Source organism: Sorangium sp. So ce321 (assembly GCF_051530195.1).
Taxonomy (GTDB): Bacteria; Myxococcota_A; Polyangia; order Polyangiales; family Polyangiaceae; genus Sorangium.
The window spans coordinates 6,041,360-6,060,124 of sequence record NZ_CP150329.1 but is presented as its reverse complement, the minus strand read 5'-3'; the positions used below and the strand labels follow the sequence as shown (position 1 = coordinate 6,060,124).

Below are 18,765 nucleotides of genomic sequence, written 5' to 3'. Positions count from 1 at the left end.
AGGCTATCCGCCAGACGCGGTCCTGTCAGGGGGACAGGTGGGCGAGGAAGGTATCGAGATTGCCGGTGTCGTCGGCCTGGTTCGGCAGCCATCCTCCGCCGAAGTCCACAGAGCCCTGGAACCCTCCCAGGAGCACCACGTTGTCCGAGCTGTCCACCGCGATGGCGGTCCCCCCCTGCCATCCCCAGTCGCCGGAGCTCATGCTGTCGACGTACGCTCCCGTCGTATCCCACTGAACAAAGAAGGCGTCATCGCCGCCGGTAGGGGTAAACGTCCCCCCGCCGAAATTGACGCTGTTCCAGAAGCTCCCGGTGAGCAGCACGTCGTCGGCGCTGTTCAGCGCGAGGCCATGATACCACGTCTGGCCATTGCCAAAGTGCTTGCTCCAGAGGTCAGTCCCGCTGTCGTCAAATTTGGCGACGAAGGTAGACATGGGTGATCCCACGTTAGACAGCGTGGATGTGTTGCTGCCGAAATCGATGGATCCATGGAGGTCGCCGCTCACGATGATGTCCCCGGAGGAGTCGATGGCGACGTGACGACCCCACGACTTACCGTTTCCAAAGGAGCTGCTCCAGAGCTCATTTCCGCTGCTGTCGTACTTCGCGACCAGCGCATCGTATTGAGTGCCGCTGGTGTTGCTGGTCAGCGGGCCGCCACCGAAGTCCACGGTGGACTTGAACGCGCCCACGATCGCGATGCTGTCGTCGCTGGGATCCACGGCGATGCCGTTGCCGTAGACGCCGTTGCTGGGGTTCGAGCTCTCGAAGAACCTGGCGAAGAGGGGGACCCCCGAGCTGTTGAACTTCGCGAGGACCCCGCCGCGCCCTCCTGAGATCGAGTTGGAGTCGCTGCCGATCGTGAGGTCGCCGTAATACTGGCCGATGACGAGCACGTTGTCCGAGGAGTCCACCGCGATCTCCTGGCCGGCCGCAGAGGTCCCATTGCCGAAGCTGCTGCTCCAGAGATGGGTGCCTGAAGAGTCAAATTTCGCGACGAACATGCTGTAGCCCAGGCTGCTGCTGTTCGTCACCGTACCGCCGCCGAAGTCGGTGTCATCGTGCATCGTCCCCGTGATGATCACGTTGTCCGAGCTGTCCACGGCGACACTGAAGATCGACAGGGAGTCGATGCTCTTGCTCCAGAGGTGGCTGCCCGCGCCGCTGAACGCCGCCACGAAGCCGGCGGCAAAGGAGCTCGTGGTGAGCGTGCTGCCGCCGAAGTCCGCCGAGACGCCGTAATACCCGGCCATGATGACGTTGCCGGATCCGTCGACCGCGACCTGCTGGGGATCCTGATAGCTGAAGGGCTCGCGGAACGATGCGCTCCAGTTATGGGAGAGGGCTTGCGCGGATGACGCGACGGGCTCCAGAGCTGCGTCGACGTCGCTCTCGGAGGGCGCGTCGCACGCGGCGATCGCGGAGAGCAGAGACAAAAGGAGGGTGCCGACGGGCAGCTTGATCTTGTGCATGGGGATGGCTTCCTTCTCTCGCGGCGCCAAGGCGCTGGTATTCTCTTCTACGAATGAACGTGTCGAGATGGCGGTGCGAGGCAAGGCGAGCGAGCGATGCGGCATGCTCGCGCGCGAAGGCCGGGACGGCGCCGTTGCCAGGCGGCCACCGCTGCCGGCCACGCCTCGATGGCAGCGCGCGGGCACCGTAGGCCAGCGCGTCACCGTCGCCGCGGCCATTGCAGACGGCATGCCACCGCGTCAGCACGGTGCCAGGGGTGTGGGCGCGGCGCGCGGCGCGGCGTTCTTCCCATCGGCCGCGCGGCTCGGGCGAGGCCGGCGTCAGGAGGCACAAACGCGTGGACGCTGGTGTGTCACTCGCCTGCCGGGGCCAGCGTGCCAGCGTGCCAGGTGCCAGCGTGCCAGGTGCCAGCGTGCCAGGTGCCACATGGCCGCGAACACCGACGCCATGAGCGCATAGAGGTGATGGCCGAGCTCCTCGAGGCGCCGCACCGCGGCGAGGTGGGCGGTCGTCGAAACAGCGCGCCGCCCGGCGCGGACCCTGGCGCGCTTGCCGCATGTGCCGCTACGGGTTCACGATGGACCCCTCGAACGCGCTCGTGGCGCTCTCGTGCCTCCACTGGATGCGCGCCTTGTCGTTGGCCTGAAGGAACGCATCGCACCCGGCAGAGGGCGTCTCCCCGGGAGAGTCCGACGCGCACTCGTCCACGAGCGCGCTGAAGTCGTCGCGCGTCTTCCAGAGGCTCTCGCCGGCGAGGAAGGCGTGCTCCAGGCTGGTCCTGGCGATCTTCTTGATCTGCGGATACGTCAGCCCCTGCTCCTCGACGGCGCGGGCGTACTCGTGGGTGATGTCGATGCGCAGGATGCCTTGATCGTCCGTCGACAGCGCCACCGGCACGTTCTTCGCCATGTACTGCTTCAGCGGGTGCTCGCGGCCCTCGACGTCGAGCAGGGCGTCGTTCGACGTCAAGCAGATCTCCACCATGACGCCCATCCTGGCCATGTCGGACAGCAGATCGTCCGCGCCGCCGCCGGCCATCTCGCCGAGCGCGTCGACCCCGTGGCCGATGCGCTCTGCATGCGCGATCTCCACGGCGTTCCGGATGTGATAGTCGAGCTCCATCTGCCCCTCGGGCGTCATCGGGAGCACCTCGGGGATGAGCTCTCCCGCGTGCAGCCCGACGTGCACCGGCTTCCGGGTGGCGTCCTCCTCGTTGAAGCGATCGAGCACGCTCAGCGCCATCATCTCGTCGTTGTAGTAACGCAGGGAGTTCGCGTTCTCCTCGGGCGAGACGAGGTTTACGCCCACGATCTGCGGGGCGACCTGGGCGAGCTCGAAGGCGAACACCCATTGACCGAAGACGTGCGCGCGCGTCCGCGTCCGGTTGGCGGCGACGAGGAAGCGCACGTCGACGTTGCACCCCGGGTCGGCCGTCGGGGTGCCGCAGTCGAGCAGCACGTCCGAGCCCGAGAGCGCGCTCTCGATGCTCGCCTTCGCGGCGTCGATGGCCGCCTCGAACCCGGGATCCTCGAGGATCTCGGCGCGCTTCTCCAGGAGGTAGGGCCCGTCCCAGACGTCGTCCTCCAGCATCGCGGCCTCCGCGATGCTGCCCACCGTGCCGGAGCCGAAGCCCTGCATGAGCTCGACGTAGACCTGGTTGTTCTTCCCGGCCGTGGAGCGGACCTGCGCCACCATGTCGTCGCCGCGCGACTCGATGAGGACACCCCCGAACTTGCCGAAGGAGTCGAAGAAGTGCTGGTGGCCTTCGAGGAGCGTGCCCATGAAATCTTCCATGGACCACGCCTGAACGATGCTGTCGTACAGGGCCTGATCCTCGAGAGCATCCGCGATGGGCACGGCGCCGGACGCGCAGGGCCCCGACGAGGCCACGAACGTGGTCGTGTCGATGCAGGCGCCATCGGCGGCGCCCCACGCGATCATGCTCTCGGGGGTGACGGCGCCCGAGGTGTGGCTGTGGAGATCGCCCCCCTTGGGCATCCCCAGCACGAACGATTGAACGGCGTCGTGATCGTCGCGTATCTCCTCGAGCCTCTCGGCCACCTGCTCCTCGACCGTTCTGTCCGAGCCGCCGGTGCCGCCGTCACCGGCGGTGCCGCCGTCACCGGCGGTGCCGCCGTCACCGCCGGTGCCGCCGCTGCCGCCGCTGCCGCCGCCGGCGCCGCTGCCGCCGGTGCCCGTGTCCGAGTCATCCGCGCAGGCGGGGACCGCGAGGAGAAGGCCAAAGAGAAGTGGAACGAGGTGTCGGTGTTGCATGTCAGGTCCTCCGAGGCGTTTGAAAGGTAAACAAGCCGCGCGTGAGATCGATCTCGGCGCCCTGGATCGGCCTCGAGGGCGTCTGACCTTCCGGCGCCGCCCCCGGACAACGAACCGGGCCCCTTCGAGCCGAGGGACGTACCCCCGACGAGGCGGCGCCGCCTATGGGACCTTGGTCCCATGGCGTCGTGGATGTCGCCGACGGTCATCCCCTCGCGAGGCCACGCGTAGGACCAAGGTCCCATGGCAGACCTTCAGCTGCCCGGGCATCGTCGGCGCGTCCGCTGGTGCAGCTCGCGCGCATGTCGGATCAGGAGCGGCTTGGTCCCCAGCTGAACGCGGGTGGCCTTGCACGATCGGCAGCTACACGGTGCTGGAGAAGGAAGACGACGCCGACTACAGAGACAGCGCGCGCGAGCTCAAGCTGTCGTCGTCAGCCCCGGCGCGGGGAGCCTCGTCCTGTTCGTCCACAGCCGGGGGACGCAAGGGGAGCTCCACGACGAAAGTCGCGCCGGCGTTCGGCTTGCTCTCCACCCGGACCGTTCCGCCATGCGAGGCCACGATCCAGCGCACCAGATAGAGCCCGAGGCCGAGGCCGCCAAAATTCCGCACCGACACCGCGCGCTCGAAGCGATCGAAGATCCTGGCCTGATCCTCCTCTGCGATCCCGATCCCGTGATCTCGGACGATGATCAACGCCGAGTCCGCCTGCCTGCGCACACCCACGTGAACCGGCTGATGCATGCCGTATTTCATCGCGTTCGACAGGAGATTGAGCACGACCTGCTCCAGGCGGGACCTGTCCCAGTGCCCCACCAGCGGCTCGTCGTCCTCGAGCTCGATCTCTGTCCGGCAGCCGGCCGCCGCGAGCTGCGGGGCCATCCGCTCGACGGTCTCGCGGATCAGGGAGGAGAGCTCGACTGGCTCGCATGCGAGCGTCATCCGTCCGGTGTGCAGCCTCGAGACATCCAGCAGCTCGTTCATCAGGTGCCCGAGCCGCGCGATCTGCCGATTCACGACCTGGAGCATGGTGTCGGTCCGCGCCGGGGTGAGGTTCGCGGCCGGGTCGCGGCGCAAGACCCGCTCGACCATCTGAAGCTGCATTTGCAACGACGTGAGCGGGGTCTTGAGCTCATGGGAAGCGATCATGAGGAACTCGTCCCGCCGCCCGATCGCCTCCTGGGCTATCGTATATAGCCGGGCATTGTCGAGCGCGAGCGCCATGCGGCGCCCCAGCTCCTCGGCCAGCGCCAGGTCAGCGGGCCCATAACGACGCTGCGGCGACGTCGCCAGCAGGAACATGACCCCGAGGCATCGATCGCGCGCGCGGATGGGAACGCGAAGGTAGGCGTGGACGCTGAGCTGCCCCATGAGGGGCATGGCGCGGGGGTCCCCGATCTCGGGCTCGGTCGGCATCGCCGCCGCGGTGGAGGTCAGCGCCTCACGCAGCGCGTCGAGCTCTTCGAGGGGCACGCCCGAGGCGGCGATGCCGAAGACCGCGTTGTCCTCGGGGGCGACGCTGACGACGCACTGGTCGCAGAGCTCGGGCACGGCGAGCTCGGCCACGCTCTCGAGCGTGGCGTCGTAGCCCAGCGCCATCAGCTTGCGGCTCGCCTCGGCCAGGAAGCGCTGGGCCCGCTCCGCATGCTTGCGCTCGGTGATGTCGGTCGAGATGCCGCAGAGCGCGCGCGGCGCGGTGCCCTCGCCGAGAGGAAACTTGACCGACAGGAAGGTGTGCGGCCCATCGGAGAGCGGCAGCTCCTCCTCCCATTCCATGGGCGCCCCCGCCGCGAGCACCTTCCGGTCGTGGTCACGAATGGCCTCCGCGATCGGAGCGGGGAGGATCTCCGCGTCGGTCTTTCCGATGATATGCTGGCACGGCAGGCGCAACAGGTCGCACACGCGCCGATTGGCGACCAGGAAGCGACCTTCGCGGTCCTTGAGGTAGATGGCCGCCGCCGAGTTGTCGACGATGGCCTGGAGGATCTCTTGATTGGCCTTGAGCGCCTGCTCCGCGCGGCGCCGCTCGGTGTTCTCCTCCTCGAGTTCGGAGTATAACATGGCGTTCTCCAGCGAGATCGCCGTCTGGGAGGCGAGCAGCTCGAGCACGTTGAGCCGCCCGGGGGTGAACACCCCACTGACCAGCTGGTTCTCCAGGTAGAGGATGCCGAGCAGCCGGCTCTGGCGCGCGACGGGGAGGCATAGCAGAGACCTCGGCCGCCTCCGCGTGAAGTACTCGTCCTCCTGGAACGGGTGCGGCGCGGTGGCGTCGTCGAGCAGCACGCGCTCGCGGCTCCGGCGAACATAGTTGAGGATCGACCGCGGGAGCGTCACCGTCGAGTCCTCGCCCAGATCCAGCAATCGCACCGATCGTCCGCTCGCCTCGATCGTGGCCGCGGTCGACAGACGCTCGCCCCGGGCGAGGAGCACATACCCATCATCGGCGCCTGCGTGCTCGACCACGATGCGCAGCAACGTCTCGAGCAGGCGCGACAGCTTGAGCTCCCCGGAGATGCTCTGCGAGGCCTTGACCACCGACAGGACGTCGAACTGCTCCGCCCGCAGCGCGAAGGTGACGGTGGGGGCGATCGGCCTGCGCTCCACGAGGTAAGGATAACGCTGGTCGAGCTGCTCCACCTTGGCGTGGGCGCCCCAGCGGAAGTAGCCGGCGCGGGCCTTTTGCATGTGGGCGTCGGCGGCGATCGAGAGGCCGCGCGCGCGGTAAAACCCCGCGGCGAGCTCGCATGCAAGGGCCTCGTGCTGGACGAAGCCGTGCTCCCGCGCCGACGAGATGGCCTGCTCGTAGAGCCGGCTCGCCTCGGATTCGTGCCCCAGGAGCCGGGCGATCTCGGCGCGCACGAGGGCGTGTTTGTGGAGGAAGTTCTCGTGGCAGTTCTCCGCCCATACGCCGAGCTGCCTCTCGCCCGCCAGGAGGCCGTCGGGGAGCTCCCGCGGCGACGACGGCGACCCATCGCAGACGGCGGCGAGCGCGAGCGTGCGATGGAACACGAAGTTGACGATCAGCGGGCCCATCCCGAACCGCCAGGCTTGCTCGGCGCTCGCGATGGCCGTCGCCGCGACCGCCTCCCCGGGGGAGCCGAGCAAGAACAGCGCCTGTGCTTTCAAGATATAGTAGAAGCAGTGAGCGCCCTCCAGGTCCTTCGGATCCAGCCGCTCCTCGAAGGCCTCCTGATCCAGCACCGATCCATCCAGCATCGAGAAGCGGACCGGTCTCCCTCGCAGCGTCTGGATCAGACCATGGATGCCGAGGAGGATGTCATGAGAGAAAGCGTGACGGGCCTTGCGCACGAAGCCAAGCCGATCCTCGACCTCGTGAAGGACGTTCTCCAGCGGCTCACCGCAGGCGAGCGGGAACAACGGGGCAAACTGGCAATTGCTGCATGCCAGATGCAGATCGCCGGACTCGATCGCGGCATCGAAGCCGATGCGCGTATAAAAAGGGGCCTCTCGGTAGTGCCGCCGCCAGAAGGCGAGGTGGCTCCCCAGGATGGTGAATACGTACGATTTGGTGATGAGGAGGCCGCTCCCCTCCGCCAGGCCGCAGGCGAGCTCGCCGAAGCGGTAAGCCTCCTTGTATCTCCAGTACCTCCGGGCGATCTCCACCGCGAAGCTGCTGTACGCGTGGGCGGAGCTCTCGGCGTTGCCGTGGCGCAGGCTGAGCTCGATCGTGCGCACGGCGACGAGGTACATCAGGTTCGGGTCGACAAAATAAGCGGCGAGGCCCACGCCTCGCAGGACGCCCATCGCGACCTTGAACTCCGGGTGCGTCATGGAGGGCAGATGGATCAGGTCCTCGATCGCCCGGTCCCCCAGCAGCTGCCACACGCGCTCGGTCTCCTCTTCGACCTCGGCGTCCGTGGGATGGAGCGGCAGATCGACGCCGAAGGCGCGGAGGCACCGGAGGCCGAGCTCCAGCGCGCGGGCGCTGTGCCTGCACGTCACATGGAAGCCGACCGCGAGCTCGACGACCGCCGCCCTCTCGAGATCGGTCCGCGCTCGAGACATCAGCTCGTCGAAGAGCGGCTCAGCTTCCTCGAAGCTGCCGGTGACGTACGCGGCGTACGCGCGCTCGAAGGTCAGATGGTACGTCAGCTCGTACTGTGTCTCCCAGCGGTCCGGCGCGAGCAGCGCCAGGCCCGCGGCGAAGAGCGCAGCCGCGCCGTGGAACGCCGCCGCAGCCCTGGCCTTTCTGCCGGCGCGGAGGTTCAGCGCGGCGAGCTCGTCCCGCTCCGCCTGGGAACGGACGAGCGGCGTGGCGCGGTTGAGGTGACCGACGACGTCGAAGATCGTCTCGTCGCGCTCCTCCGCGCGCAGCCGCTGCAAGAGCAGCCAGCCGATCTGCAGGTGCACCTCGGCCAGCTGCTCCGCGGGGATCAACGCGTAGGCGGCTTGCTGCACCCGGTCGTGGAGGAACCGATAGGCCCCGCCCTGGCACACGATCAGCCCTTCCTGGACGGCCTCTTCGAGCGCCCCGCGGAGCTCTGCCGCCGGACGCTTCGCGACCACCGCGAGGGGGTCGAGGTCCAGGCGGCTGCCGAGGCACGCGGCGAGCTTGAGCGCGTCCAGCGCCGGGGCCGAGAGCCGCTTCAGCTTCCCCGTCATCAGCTCGACGACGTTATCGGTGAAGCCCTTGTCGCGGATCGCGGCGATGTCCCACCGCCACACGCCGGCCTCCGCGTCGAGGGCGACGAGCCCCTCTTGATGCAGCGCGATCAAGAACTGGCGCACGAAGAAGGGGTTGCCGCCGGTCTTCTCGTAGACCAGCCGCGCGAGGGGCTCGACCTCCTCCGCGCTGGCGTGCACCGCCTCGGCCACGAGCGCTCCGACATCAGCAGCCGAGAGCGGCGCGAGGGCGATGTCGTCGACGACGGCGCCGTGCTTCTTCGCCTCGGCCACCGCGCGCAGGAGCGGGTGCGCGGGGCCGACCTCGTTGTCGCGGTAGGCGCCGAGCAGGAGCAGGTACGCGGCCTCGGTGTACGTCACGAGCTGCTCGACGAGCTGTAAGCTGGCCGCGTCGGCCCATTGCAGATCGTCGAGGAAGAGCACCACGGGGTGCTCTTGCTGGGCAATCGCCGCGACGAAGCGCTGGACCGCCGCGTGCAACCGGCTCTGGGCCTCGGTGGCCGGAAGCTCGGGCATCGGGTCCTGCGGGCCCACCAGCTGCTCGATCTCGGGCAGCACGTCGGCGAGCAGCCGGCCGTTCGGGCCAAGGGCCGCCCGCAGACGCTGCCGGAAGCGCTCGACCTGGTCTTCGCTCGCGGAGAGGATCTCCTGCAAGACGCCCCGGAACGCCTGGAGGAAAGGAAGGTACGGGACGTCCCTGTTATATTGATCGCATTTGCCGGAGAGGAAATAGCCCCGCTCGCGCACCACCGGGCTGTGCAGCTCGGCGACGAGCGACGATTTGCCGATGCCCGAGTAGCCCGACACGAGCACGAGCTCCGGCCGGCCCTGCGCGACCACCCGGTCGAAAGCGGCGCGCAGCGCGTCGACCTCGCGCTCACGTCCATAGAGCCGCTGCGGGACCTGAAAGCGGTCGGAGAGGTCACGTTGCCCGAGCGCGAAGGCTTGGACGATGCCGCTCTCCCGCCACCGGGCAAGGCACGCTTCCAGGTCGTACCGCAGGCCGATCGCGCTCTGGTAACGCTCCTCGGGGGCCTTGGCCAGCAGCTTGAGCACGAGCGCGGACAGCTGCGGGGGAACGGAGGGCACGAGCGCGTGGGGCGGGAGCGGCGTCTGGGCGATATGGCAATACACCCATTCCAGGGGGTCGTGCGCCTCGAAGGGCAGGCGGCCCGTGAGCATCTGGTAGAACGTGACGCCGAGGGAGTACAGGTCGGTCCGCTCGTCGATCCAGCGGTTCATCCGGCCCGTCTGCTCCGGGGCCATGTAGGCGAGCGTCCCCTCGATGAGGCCGGGGTGGGTGAGGTTCTGGGCCTCGCGCGGTGCTCGGGAGGCGATCCCGAAATCGGTGATCTTGAGCTCGTCGGTATCAGGGTTGTAGAGCAAGTTTTGAGGCTTGATGTCCTTGTGGATGACGTGATGCCGATGCAGCTCGGCGACCGCTGCGGTGATGCGGAGGGCGAGCGGGAAGAAACGCTCGAGCGGCATCGGCTCGTCGAGGCGATGATCGAGCGAGCGGCCCCCGAAGTCCTCGAGGATCAGCGCCGACTGGCCGTTGAGCGCTTCGATCGCATAGGGCCTGACGACGGACGAGGCGGCCAGCGCACCGGCGATGGCCAACTCGTGGCACAGCCGCCCGGGAGCGCGGGGATCGGTGTGGTCGCGTCGCAGGACCTTGAGCACCACCGGCCGGCCGTCCTCTTTGCGACGTGCTCGGAAGACGAGGGTATCTGCCCCTTCGTGAAGAATCTCGAGACTGGTATAGCGCGGATCCGTGGTCATGTCAGAGCCTCTGGAGACAATCGGGCCGGTTCAGCGCGGCGTGCATCAGGTTTGTCTATAGAGTTCGTGGGGACGTTTGCACATCGCGCGCGGGTGCCGCATCGTCTCCCCCGCTCCCGCGGACAGCCTCATCACGCCGCGAACGCGGTCACATGGGCCTTCGATCCGAGCTCGGTCGGGCTCATGTGGCCAAGCCCTGAGGTGCGGTCACCGCCGCGCAGAGCGCGCTCGTCGCCGCGCGGATGACAGCTGCTGGTGGACGACGATCCTTCGGTGCTGCGCGCCATGGACGTCGCAGCCTGAGGGCGGTCGTTCGCGTCGGCTCGCTAAGAAGCCGCGAGCCGACGGACGGCCTCGGCTCGCGTGGGCTCGAAAGAAGCTCAGGCAGAGGCTGAGAGCCCCGGGCGCGACGTCGAGATCAGCGCGATCTTCAGGCGCGGGCCGGAGACCCGAGGAACGTCTGCATGCGTGGATCGCTCACTGGGGAGCGGCCTTGTCTCCGCGCTGCTCCACGTACTCCTGGCAGCAGCAGAACTCCGTGGTGGTGACTCGCGGGTCCGTCTTGCTGCCGCAGATCACCTTCTCGAGCATCGCCTCGAAGGCGGTCAGGCTGTCCTGCGAGGCGAAGAACTGGCCGCTCGTCTCCCCGGCCACGCGCGCGTACTCCGCTTCGATCGCCTTGCGTGTCCTCTCGTGCTTGGCGGCGTCGCTGCTGTACTTTCCCGTGCCCATGTACGTATGCACGCGGGTCCCGGTCTGCTTGGCGACCTCGATGGCGCGGTTCGCGGCCTCGATGTCTTCCTGATCCTGACCCGTCGACGAGAGAGCGAGAGAGAGGCCGCCCTCGAGCGGCTCGTCGCCCAGGAAGAAGATGTTGCGGACCGCGCCGGGCCGCCAGTCGAAGTGGGTGGAGATGTCCTCGATGGTGCGTGCCGCGTCCTCCTTGCTCTGGTCGTCGGTGGCCTGCGCCGCAGTGCGCCCCTTGAGGAGCGAGCCGTCGACCTTGACCGTCTGCGTCAGGTAATTGCGCACCGTCGTCGTGAACACCGTCTTGGCGAACGTGCCTTCGATGCCCAGGTACGTGGTCCGGAGGTTCGACGGGCACTTCGTCTTGGTGGCTTCGATGGCGCTGCCGACCACCTTGCTGAGCGTGTCGGCCTCGTCCCTCATCGAGCCGCTGGCGTCGATGACCACCACCAGATCGACCGTCGGGATGACCGTCTGGCCCTCCTCGACGACCGTGGTCGCCTCGGCGAGCTTCGGGAACTCCAGCTTCCTGCCCTGGCAGCTCAGCTCACCGCCATTCCCGCGGTGCGCGGACGCCGCCCCGAGCTGCCCCGGCGAGGCCGTGCCCGCGGTGATGCCATGCGTGCTCTCCGGGACGTTCCATGCGTTGATGGCGAAGCGGGAGCTGGCCTGGTCGCCCTGGGTGAAGTTGAAGGAGAGGAGGTTCTTGAGGCTCAGGGTCCCGACGACGCTGTCATGATACCAGAAGGCGGTCAGCTTGGGCCCGCGGCTCCCCTGTGCGCCGCCGAGCAGGTACGCGATGTCGACATCGCCCGGCGGGCCATCGTACGTGAAGCACCCCTTGCCGAAGACGGAGCCGTCGGTGTCGAGGACGCGGAATGTGTAGCTCGTGCTCATAAGATCATTCTCCTGGATGCTCACTGCATGTTTGTCATGGCGGACAGGCAAGCTGGCCCGCGGAGCCACGGCGTCGAGTCGCCGCACGAGCGCGGGGTGAAACATGCCGGAGAGCGACACGCGGGTGCCGCCCTCGGCCTGCTCCGCGCCTTAACCGGAGGCCTTCACGTCCAGCCAGTAGTTCTGGCCGTAGCGGCTATCCCAGCTCGAGCCGCCCGTGTGATCGGTGTTGTGGAACCACAGCTCGATCCGGCTGGTGTTCGCGGGCACGTCCACCTCGCACGCTCCCGAGGAGACGTCGCCCGCTCCCTCCTTCCCGCTCGGATGAAACCGGAGGTGGGCGAGGATGCTCCACGCCCTCTGCCCGTAGCGCTCCGCCCGGCAATGAGGCAACCGCTCCGTGTCGTAGTCGATCCGGAAGGGCTCCCCCGCTCGAAGCTCGCCGCTCTGCTGATGAGACCAGTCGGACGAGAAGCTCACCGTGGTCATTGTCTCTCCTTTCAGCGCTTTCAGGGACACCTGCGGCCCGCTCAGGGCTTCGGCCTGCTGCCGCAGATCACCTCTTCCAGGACGGACTGGAAGCCGCTCTGCGCGTCCGCCGACGTGAAGGACTTGCCGCCGGTCTCCTGGGCCACACGAGCGTACTCCCCCTGGATCTCCTTGACGATCCGCGCGTGTTTCCGGGCGTCGCTGCTGAACTTCGACGTGCCCAGGTACGTATGGACGCGCGTGCCGGCCTTCTTGGCGGCCTCGATGGCGCGGCTCGCGGCCTCGATGTCTTCCTGATCCTGCCCTTGGACGGAGACGCCGCCCTCGAGCGCCTCGTCGCCCAGGAAGAAGACGCTGCGGGCCGCGCCGGGCCGCCAGTCGAAATGCGTGGCGATGTCCTCGATCGCCCGCGCTCCGTCCTCCCTCGGGTCGAACACCTTCTTCTGCTCCGCCGTGAGGCTCGCGCCGTCCTGGCTGGTGCGCCCCTTGAGCGACGCGGCGTCGACCTTCGCCGTCTGGGTCAGGTAGTCTCTGACCGTGCTGTCGAAGCGCGTCTTCTTGAACGTCCCTTCGATGCCCAGGTACGTGACGCGCAGGTCCGAGGGGCACTTGGTCTTGGCCGCCGCGATGGCCGCCTCGATCGTCTGGCTCAGCGCGTCCGCCTCGTCCTTCATCGAGACGCTCGTGTCGATGACCACGACGAGATCGACCAGGGGCGGCTTGGCGGGCTCGGGCGGCTGGGCAGGCTTGCGAGGGAAGGCGGAAGCGACGTACAGACCCGAATTGTCGATGCGCGTCGTCCACCTGCCGCCCCCCACCGGGTAGAGGTCGTGACGCAAGTGCAGGGTCTTGTAGCCGGCCGCGTCGAGCCGCACCAGACCCAGCACTGTATCGATCGAATTGGCCTGGCCGCCGGGAGCCGGCGTGCTCGTGCCCTGCAGAACGCCGTTGACGAGGCTCAGCTGCGCGCTGGGCTGATTGCCCCCGGCGGTGTTCGGCGCGACCCCTCCATTGACCAGCTTCCAGCCTGCCGGGCTGGCGGCGCTGCCGTCGGCGAGCGTGCCGGTGACGGTGACCGTCGTCTTGGCGTAGGTCAGTCCCGCGTAGATGTCGCTCACGCCGATGAACGTGTTCGCCCCCGCGACGCCGTCCTTGCCTCCGACCTTCGAGCCCTTGTAGCGGGAGAAGTCGAGCTCGATCGTGAAGTTGTTGTGGGCTTGGGCGAACGTCTTGGGCGCACACATGCGGACCGCGTTGACGCTGGTCGATGACAGGTTCACCTGCTCGTTTTTCCCGAACGAGGCAGCGCCGGTGCCGTCATTGATCGAGCCGTGCGGGGCCACGCCCCAGTTGAAGGTGCCGAAGCCGGAGCTGACGCCGAATCGGATGCCGATCTCGCCGCCCAGCCCGTCGGGGATATAGCGCCACTGGTTCCAGTCGCTGGCGTTCCACTTGTACGCCGACGTGTCCCAGAACACGAGGTCGAGCGCTTCGACAGATTGGGTATTGGTCTGTGACATGGAGTAGATCCTTTCGCGAGAGCGAGCTCGCTGCTACAGCAGACGAGAGCCGTGGTCTCAGCCTTGGTGGCCGTGTTGCACCACGATGCGCTCCCCGCCGTCTTCTCCCCCTTACCTAGACTGCGCCGTGGGTACCGTCTATAGGACCTTGGTCCCATGGTGACCGGGGCGGGCGGGATCTACGACGGCCCTGCCGGGGCCTTCCTCGGGAGGGACGCAGGCATGGCCAACATCGCGGCAGCCGAAGTCCACGCGGCGCGCCGCGACGGAGGCGCTGGCCGCGCCTCGCCTGGGCCGCCGCGCTGGCGGGCATCGTCTTCCGCAATTCGGGCGTCCGCCTGCCGCATCGCGTACTGTAGAATCCATGACCGGGACAGACGCCCAGAAGAGCGGGGAGCGCGCGGAAGAGGCGCCCCCCACGCGCGACCGCTTCCGCCATTTCATCGTCGTGCCGACGCGCTGGATGGACAACGACGTCTACGGGCACGTCAACAACGTCGTCTACTACGCGTATTTCGACACGGTGATCAACCGCTTCCTCATCGGCGAGGGCGGGCTCGACATCGCGGCGGGGCCGGTGATCGGCGTCGCGGCCGAGTCGCACTGCCGTTATCGCCGCGCCGTCGCGTTCCCGGCCGACCTCGACGCGGGGCTCTCGGTGGGCAAGCTCGGCCGCTCGAGCGTGCGCTACGAGATCGGGCTCTTCCCGCGGGGCGAAGAGGAGGTGGCGGCCGAGGGCTGGTTCGTCCACGTCTTCGTCGACCGCGCGACGCGGCGGCCGGCGCCGATCCCGGGGGGACTGCGCGCCGCGCTCGAGCGGCTCACGATCGGCTGATCCCGGCCAGCCCGCGATCGCCGGTTCACGCCAAAGAGGCAGGCATGAGCGATCCGGGCACCACCCCGCGTGGGCTCCAAACAAGCTCAGGCAGAGGCTGAAAGCCCCCGGGCGCGGCGTCGAGCTCGGCGAGGCCGTGCCCTCGGTGAGACCAGCTTGCAGCGCGAGCGCGTGCGCGTGGAGGGTTCAGATCTGCCCTGGAGGTGCGAGCGTTTTCAGGACACCTGCGGCCCGCTCAGGGCTTCGGCCTGCTGCCGCAGATCACCTCTTCCAGGACGGACTGGAAGCCGCTCTGCGCGTCCGCCGACGTGAAGGACTTGCCGCCGGTCTCCTGCGCCACACGAGCGAACTCCCCCTGGATCTCCTTGTAGATCCGGTCGTGCTTCTTGGCGTCGCTGCTGAACTTCGACGTGCCCAGGTACGTATGGACGCGCGTCCCGGCCTTCTTGGCGACCTCGATGGCGCGGGTCGCGGCCTCGATGTCTTCCTGATCCTGCCCGGTGACGGAGACGCCGCCTTCGAGCGCCTCGTCGCCAAGGAAGAAGATGCTGCGGGCCGCGCCGGGCCGCCAGTCGTAGTGCGTGGCGACGTCCTCGATCGCCCGCGCGCCGTCCTCCCTCGGGTCGAACACCTTCTTCTGCTCCTCCGTGAGCTTCGCGGCGTCCGCGCTTGTGCGCCCCCTGAGCGACGAGGCGTCGACCTTCGCCGTCTGGGTCAGGTAGTCTCTGACCGTGGCGTCGAAGCGCGTCTTCTTGAACGTCCCTTCGATGCCCAGGTACGTGACGCGCAGGTCCGAGGGGCACTTGGTCTTGGCCGCCGCGATGGCCGCTTCGATCGTCTGGCTCAGCGCGTCCGCCTCGTCCCTCATCGAGACGCTCGTGTCGATGACCACGACCAGATCGACCAGCGGCGGCTTGGCGGGCTCGGGCGGCTGGGCGGGCTTGCGCGGGAACGCGGAAGCGACGTACAGCGCCGAGTTGTCGATCCGCTTCGCCCCCCGGTTGTCCGCCGCCGGGAAGATGTCGTAACGCAGGTGCAGGGTCTTGTAGCCGGCCGCGTCGAGCCGCATCAGACCCATCACGCAATTGGTCGGCTTGGCTTTGCCGCCGGGGGCCGACTTGTTGGTGCCCTGCAGGACGCCGTTGACGAGGCTCATCTCCGCGCTGGGAGCATCGAAAGAGGCCTTGCTCGCCGGCGCGACTCCGCCGTTGACCAGCTTCCAGCCTGCCGGGCTGGCGGCGCTGCCGTCGGCGAGCGTGCCGGTGATGGTGATCGTCGTCTTGCCGTGGGTCTGGCCCGCGTAGATGTCGCTCACGCCGATGAAGGTGTTCGCCCCCGCGACGCCGTCCTCGCCCCCGACCTTCGAGCCCTTGTAGCGGGAGAAATCGAGATCGATCGTGAAGTTGTTCTGGGCGTCGTCGAACTCCATGGTCCCCTGCATGCGGACCGCGTTGACGCCGGTCGATGACATGCCCGCCTGCTCGTGCTTCCCGAACGAGGCAGTGCCGGTCGGGTCCTTGACCGAGCCGAAAGGGGCCACGCCCCCCTTGTTCCAGGCGGAGGGCTTGAAGCCGGGGCTGACGCCGTATCGGATGCCGATCTCGCCGCCCAGCCCGTCGGGGATGTAGCGCCACTTGTTCCAGTCGCCGGAGATCCACTTGTACGCCGACGTGTCCCAGAACACGAGATCGAGCTCTTCGACAGACGAGGATTGGGTGTTAGTGGGTTGTGACATGACATGATCCTTTCGAGAGAGCCAGCTCGCTGCTACAGCGTACGGGAGCCGCGTTGTCAGCATTGGCGGCTGTGTTGCGCCACGACGCGCTCCCCGCCGTCTTCCGTCGCCCACCTTACGGCGCCCGTGGTCGCCGGCCATAGGACCTTGGTCCCATGGCGACCGGGGCGGGCGGGGTGCGATCCACCCCTCGCCATGGGACCATGGTCCCATGGCGGCACGCGCCGCCCGCGCGTCAGGATCAGAGCTCCTGGAGCTGGTCCATGAGTCGCGGCGCTCCACGACCGACGCGACGCCGAGCTTCTCCATCACCTGGCCGCGATGAACACTGATCGACCTCTCCTCCGCGCCGCGCTCCTCGGCCGTCTGCTCGTTCACGAGCCCCCGCGCTTGTCGTGAGCACGTCAACAGCGGAGCGGCACGGCGGCACCGGCGCGATCGACGCGATCGCCGCGATCGACGCGATCGACGCGATCGACGCGATCGACGCGATCGACGCGATCGCCGCGATCGCCGCGATCGACGCGATCGACGCGATCGACGCGATCGACGCGATCGACGCGATCGACGCGATCGACGGCGCGCTGGCCTCTGCTTCTCCCATGGCGCGGGACCGCACCGCGCGCGCGCCGCGCTGGAGCCCCAGGTGAGGCGGCGCCCGGCGGCGCTCCGCGCGGAGAGCCGGCGCCTCGCGCGCAGGCTCAAGCGAGACCGCGCCGCCGAGCTCAAGGCGCTCGACGCCTTCGAGCTGGCGCACCTGAACCAGGTGTCGGCGATGCGAGAGCTCGCTTCCTCGATCGCGCACGAGCTGAACCAGCCGCTGGCCGCCATCCTGAGCAACGCGCAGGCGGCGCTGCGCCTCCTCGAGCACATCCCGCCGGACATCGCCGAGGCGCGCGCCGCGCTCGAGGACATCGTGGCGGACGACCGCCGCGCGGGGAAGGTCATCCAGCGGCTGCGCGCGGCGCTCCCCAGGGCCGCGGTCAGGGTGGCCGCGCAGGACGTCAACGAGCTCGCCCGCGAGGTGGTCCGGCTCGTGTCGGGCGCCGCGCTGCACGCGGGCGCGACCGTGCGGGCGGAGCTCGCGCCGGGCCTGCCGCGCGTCCGGGGCGACGGCCTCCGGCTCCAGCAAGCGATCCTCCACCTGCTCGGCAACGCGCTCGACGCCGTCGCCCGCCGCCCCCCGGGCGCCCGCCTCGTGGTGGTGCGGACGCGCGCGGCCGACGGAGGCCGCGTCGAGCTATCCGTTTCGGACTCGGGCGAGGGCGTCCCGCCGGAGGACCTCGAGCGGATCTTCGAGCCCTTCTTCACGACGAAGGCCCGGGGGCTCGGCGTGGGCCTCTCGATCAGCCGCTCGATCGTCGAGGCGCACGGAGGCCGGCTGTGGGCGGAGCGCAGCCCGGGCGAGGGGGCGACGCTCCGCTGCGCGCTGCCGGTCTGGGACGAGGGCGCGCGCCGCGCGGAGTGATGCCCGCATGCACGCCCGCGTGCATGGCCTTCACCTCGGGTGAGGCCAAGCACCACGTGGAGGGGTCAAGCCTCGTCTGGTCGCGCTCCGGGCGCCGGATCGACCCGCGCATCCTGCGTGCTGCCGTCGAGCGCGCTCTCGATCATCGCCAGGCAGGTGAACAGGCTGTCTTGCGCGGCGAAGAGCTGGCCGCCCGTCTCGACGGCCACGCGCTCGTACTCCGCCTCGATGCGCTCGCGCCACCCCCCAGGGGCCTCCGTGTCGGGACAGGAAGGGCCGGCGTCCGCCAGGCCCATGTGCACGCGGGCTCCGCGCCGCCTCGCGAGCTCGACGATACGGCTCGTCACGTCCACGTCCGGCTCCCCCGCTGTCGGATGGCAGCGGAGCCCGTCGAGCGGCCGGCGGCCCAGGAACAAGACATTGCGGGCGGATCCGGGTCGCCAGTCGAAGTGGGTGAGGATGTCCACGAGGGCGTTCCCCGCGTTCCCCTTCCCATCGGCGGACGCCTCCTCCTGCCGTCCAGTCCGCTGCGACCGGGGGCGGCAGCTGAGCGACGCTTCATCGACCTTGCACACCATGGTGAGATAGCCGCGCACCGTGACCATGAAGACGCTGTAGGGGAACACGCCGTCGATGCCCAGGTACGTGACACGGGGGGCCGCTATGCCCCTCGTCCTGGCGACTCCGATGGCCGTGCCGACCACCTTGCTGAACGTGTCTGCCAGGCCCTTCATCGCATCGCCGGAGTCGATGAGCACGACGAGATCGACCGCCCGGATTGCTGCCTCGGAGCTCGGCGGGCGTGGGCGCTTCCTGATTGCCGAGGAGGCGAGATCGTCGTCCTCCTCCTGGAGCCGCGTCGCGGGGGTCATGGCCTGTAGTGTGGGGTCGTCGCGGCCCCC

11 protein-coding genes are annotated in these 18,765 nt (G+C 68.6%); 3 read left to right on the top strand and 8 right to left on the bottom strand.

Translation table 11 applies throughout. The features are described from left to right. Positions 1–25 precede the first annotated feature (25 nt). From WME89_RS22255 to WME89_RS22230, 6 genes are all read right to left on the bottom strand, one after another. Complete coding sequence (locus WME89_RS22255) at positions 26–1,471, bottom strand: hypothetical protein (protein ID WP_438011134.1); 1,446 nt, start codon at positions 1,469–1,471, stop codon at positions 26–28. A 565-nt stretch (positions 1,472–2,036) separates the two neighbouring features. Beyond that, a complete protein-coding gene (locus WME89_RS22250; RefSeq protein WP_438011133.1) occupies positions 2,037–3,746 on the bottom strand; it encodes an adenosine deaminase in 1,710 nt (569 codons plus the stop codon). 396 nt (positions 3,747–4,142) lie between these two features. Then, a complete protein-coding gene (locus WME89_RS22245; protein ID WP_438011132.1) occupies positions 4,143–10,172 on the bottom strand; it encodes an AAA family ATPase in 6,030 nt (2,009 codons plus the stop codon). A 477-nt stretch (positions 10,173–10,649) separates the two neighbouring features. Then, positions 10,650–11,816, bottom strand: coding sequence for a hypothetical protein (locus WME89_RS22240; protein WP_438011131.1), 1,167 nt, complete (start codon positions 11,814–11,816; stop codon positions 10,650–10,652). Positions 11,817–11,966: 150 nt separating this feature from the next. Beyond that, on the bottom strand, positions 11,967–12,305 hold the full coding sequence (locus tag WME89_RS22235; RefSeq protein WP_438011130.1) for a DUF6209 family protein: 339 nt from the start codon (positions 12,303–12,305) through the stop codon (positions 11,967–11,969). A gap of 41 nt (positions 12,306–12,346) precedes the next feature. Continuing rightward, on the bottom strand, positions 12,347–13,825 hold the full coding sequence (locus tag WME89_RS22230) for a vWA domain-containing protein (RefSeq protein WP_438011129.1): 1,479 nt from the start codon (positions 13,823–13,825) through the stop codon (positions 12,347–12,349). Positions 13,826–14,189: 364 nt separating this feature from the next. On the opposite strand from WME89_RS22230, the gene WME89_RS22225 reads away from it, so the two are divergent. Next, positions 14,190–14,660, top strand: coding sequence for an acyl-CoA thioesterase (locus WME89_RS22225; protein WP_438011128.1), 471 nt, complete (start codon positions 14,190–14,192; stop codon positions 14,658–14,660). A gap of 235 nt (positions 14,661–14,895) precedes the next feature. On the opposite strand, the gene WME89_RS22220 is transcribed toward WME89_RS22225, so the two are convergent. Then, positions 14,896–16,395, bottom strand: coding sequence for a vWA domain-containing protein (locus WME89_RS22220; RefSeq protein ID WP_438011127.1), 1,500 nt, complete (start codon positions 16,393–16,395; stop codon positions 14,896–14,898). Positions 16,396–16,790: 395 nt separating this feature from the next. Here WME89_RS22220 and WME89_RS22215 point away from each other — a divergent pair, with 395 nt between their 5' ends. Both WME89_RS22215 and WME89_RS22210 read left to right on the top strand, forming a co-directional pair. Next, the gene (locus tag WME89_RS22215) at positions 16,791–17,045 is read left to right on the top strand and encodes a hypothetical protein (RefSeq protein ID WP_438011126.1); all 255 of its coding nucleotides are present in this window, start codon (positions 16,791–16,793) and stop codon (positions 17,043–17,045) included. Next, on the top strand, positions 17,042–17,863 hold the full coding sequence (locus tag WME89_RS22210) for a sensor histidine kinase (RefSeq protein ID WP_438011125.1): 822 nt from the start codon (positions 17,042–17,044) through the stop codon (positions 17,861–17,863). The genes WME89_RS22215 and WME89_RS22210 overlap by 4 nt, the downstream gene beginning before the upstream one ends. A 65-nt stretch (positions 17,864–17,928) precedes the next feature. On the opposite strand, the gene WME89_RS22205 is transcribed toward WME89_RS22210, so the two are convergent. After that, positions 17,929–18,735, bottom strand: coding sequence for a hypothetical protein (locus WME89_RS22205; protein WP_438011124.1), 807 nt, complete (start codon positions 18,733–18,735; stop codon positions 17,929–17,931). Between the last annotated feature and the right edge of the window lie 30 nt (positions 18,736–18,765).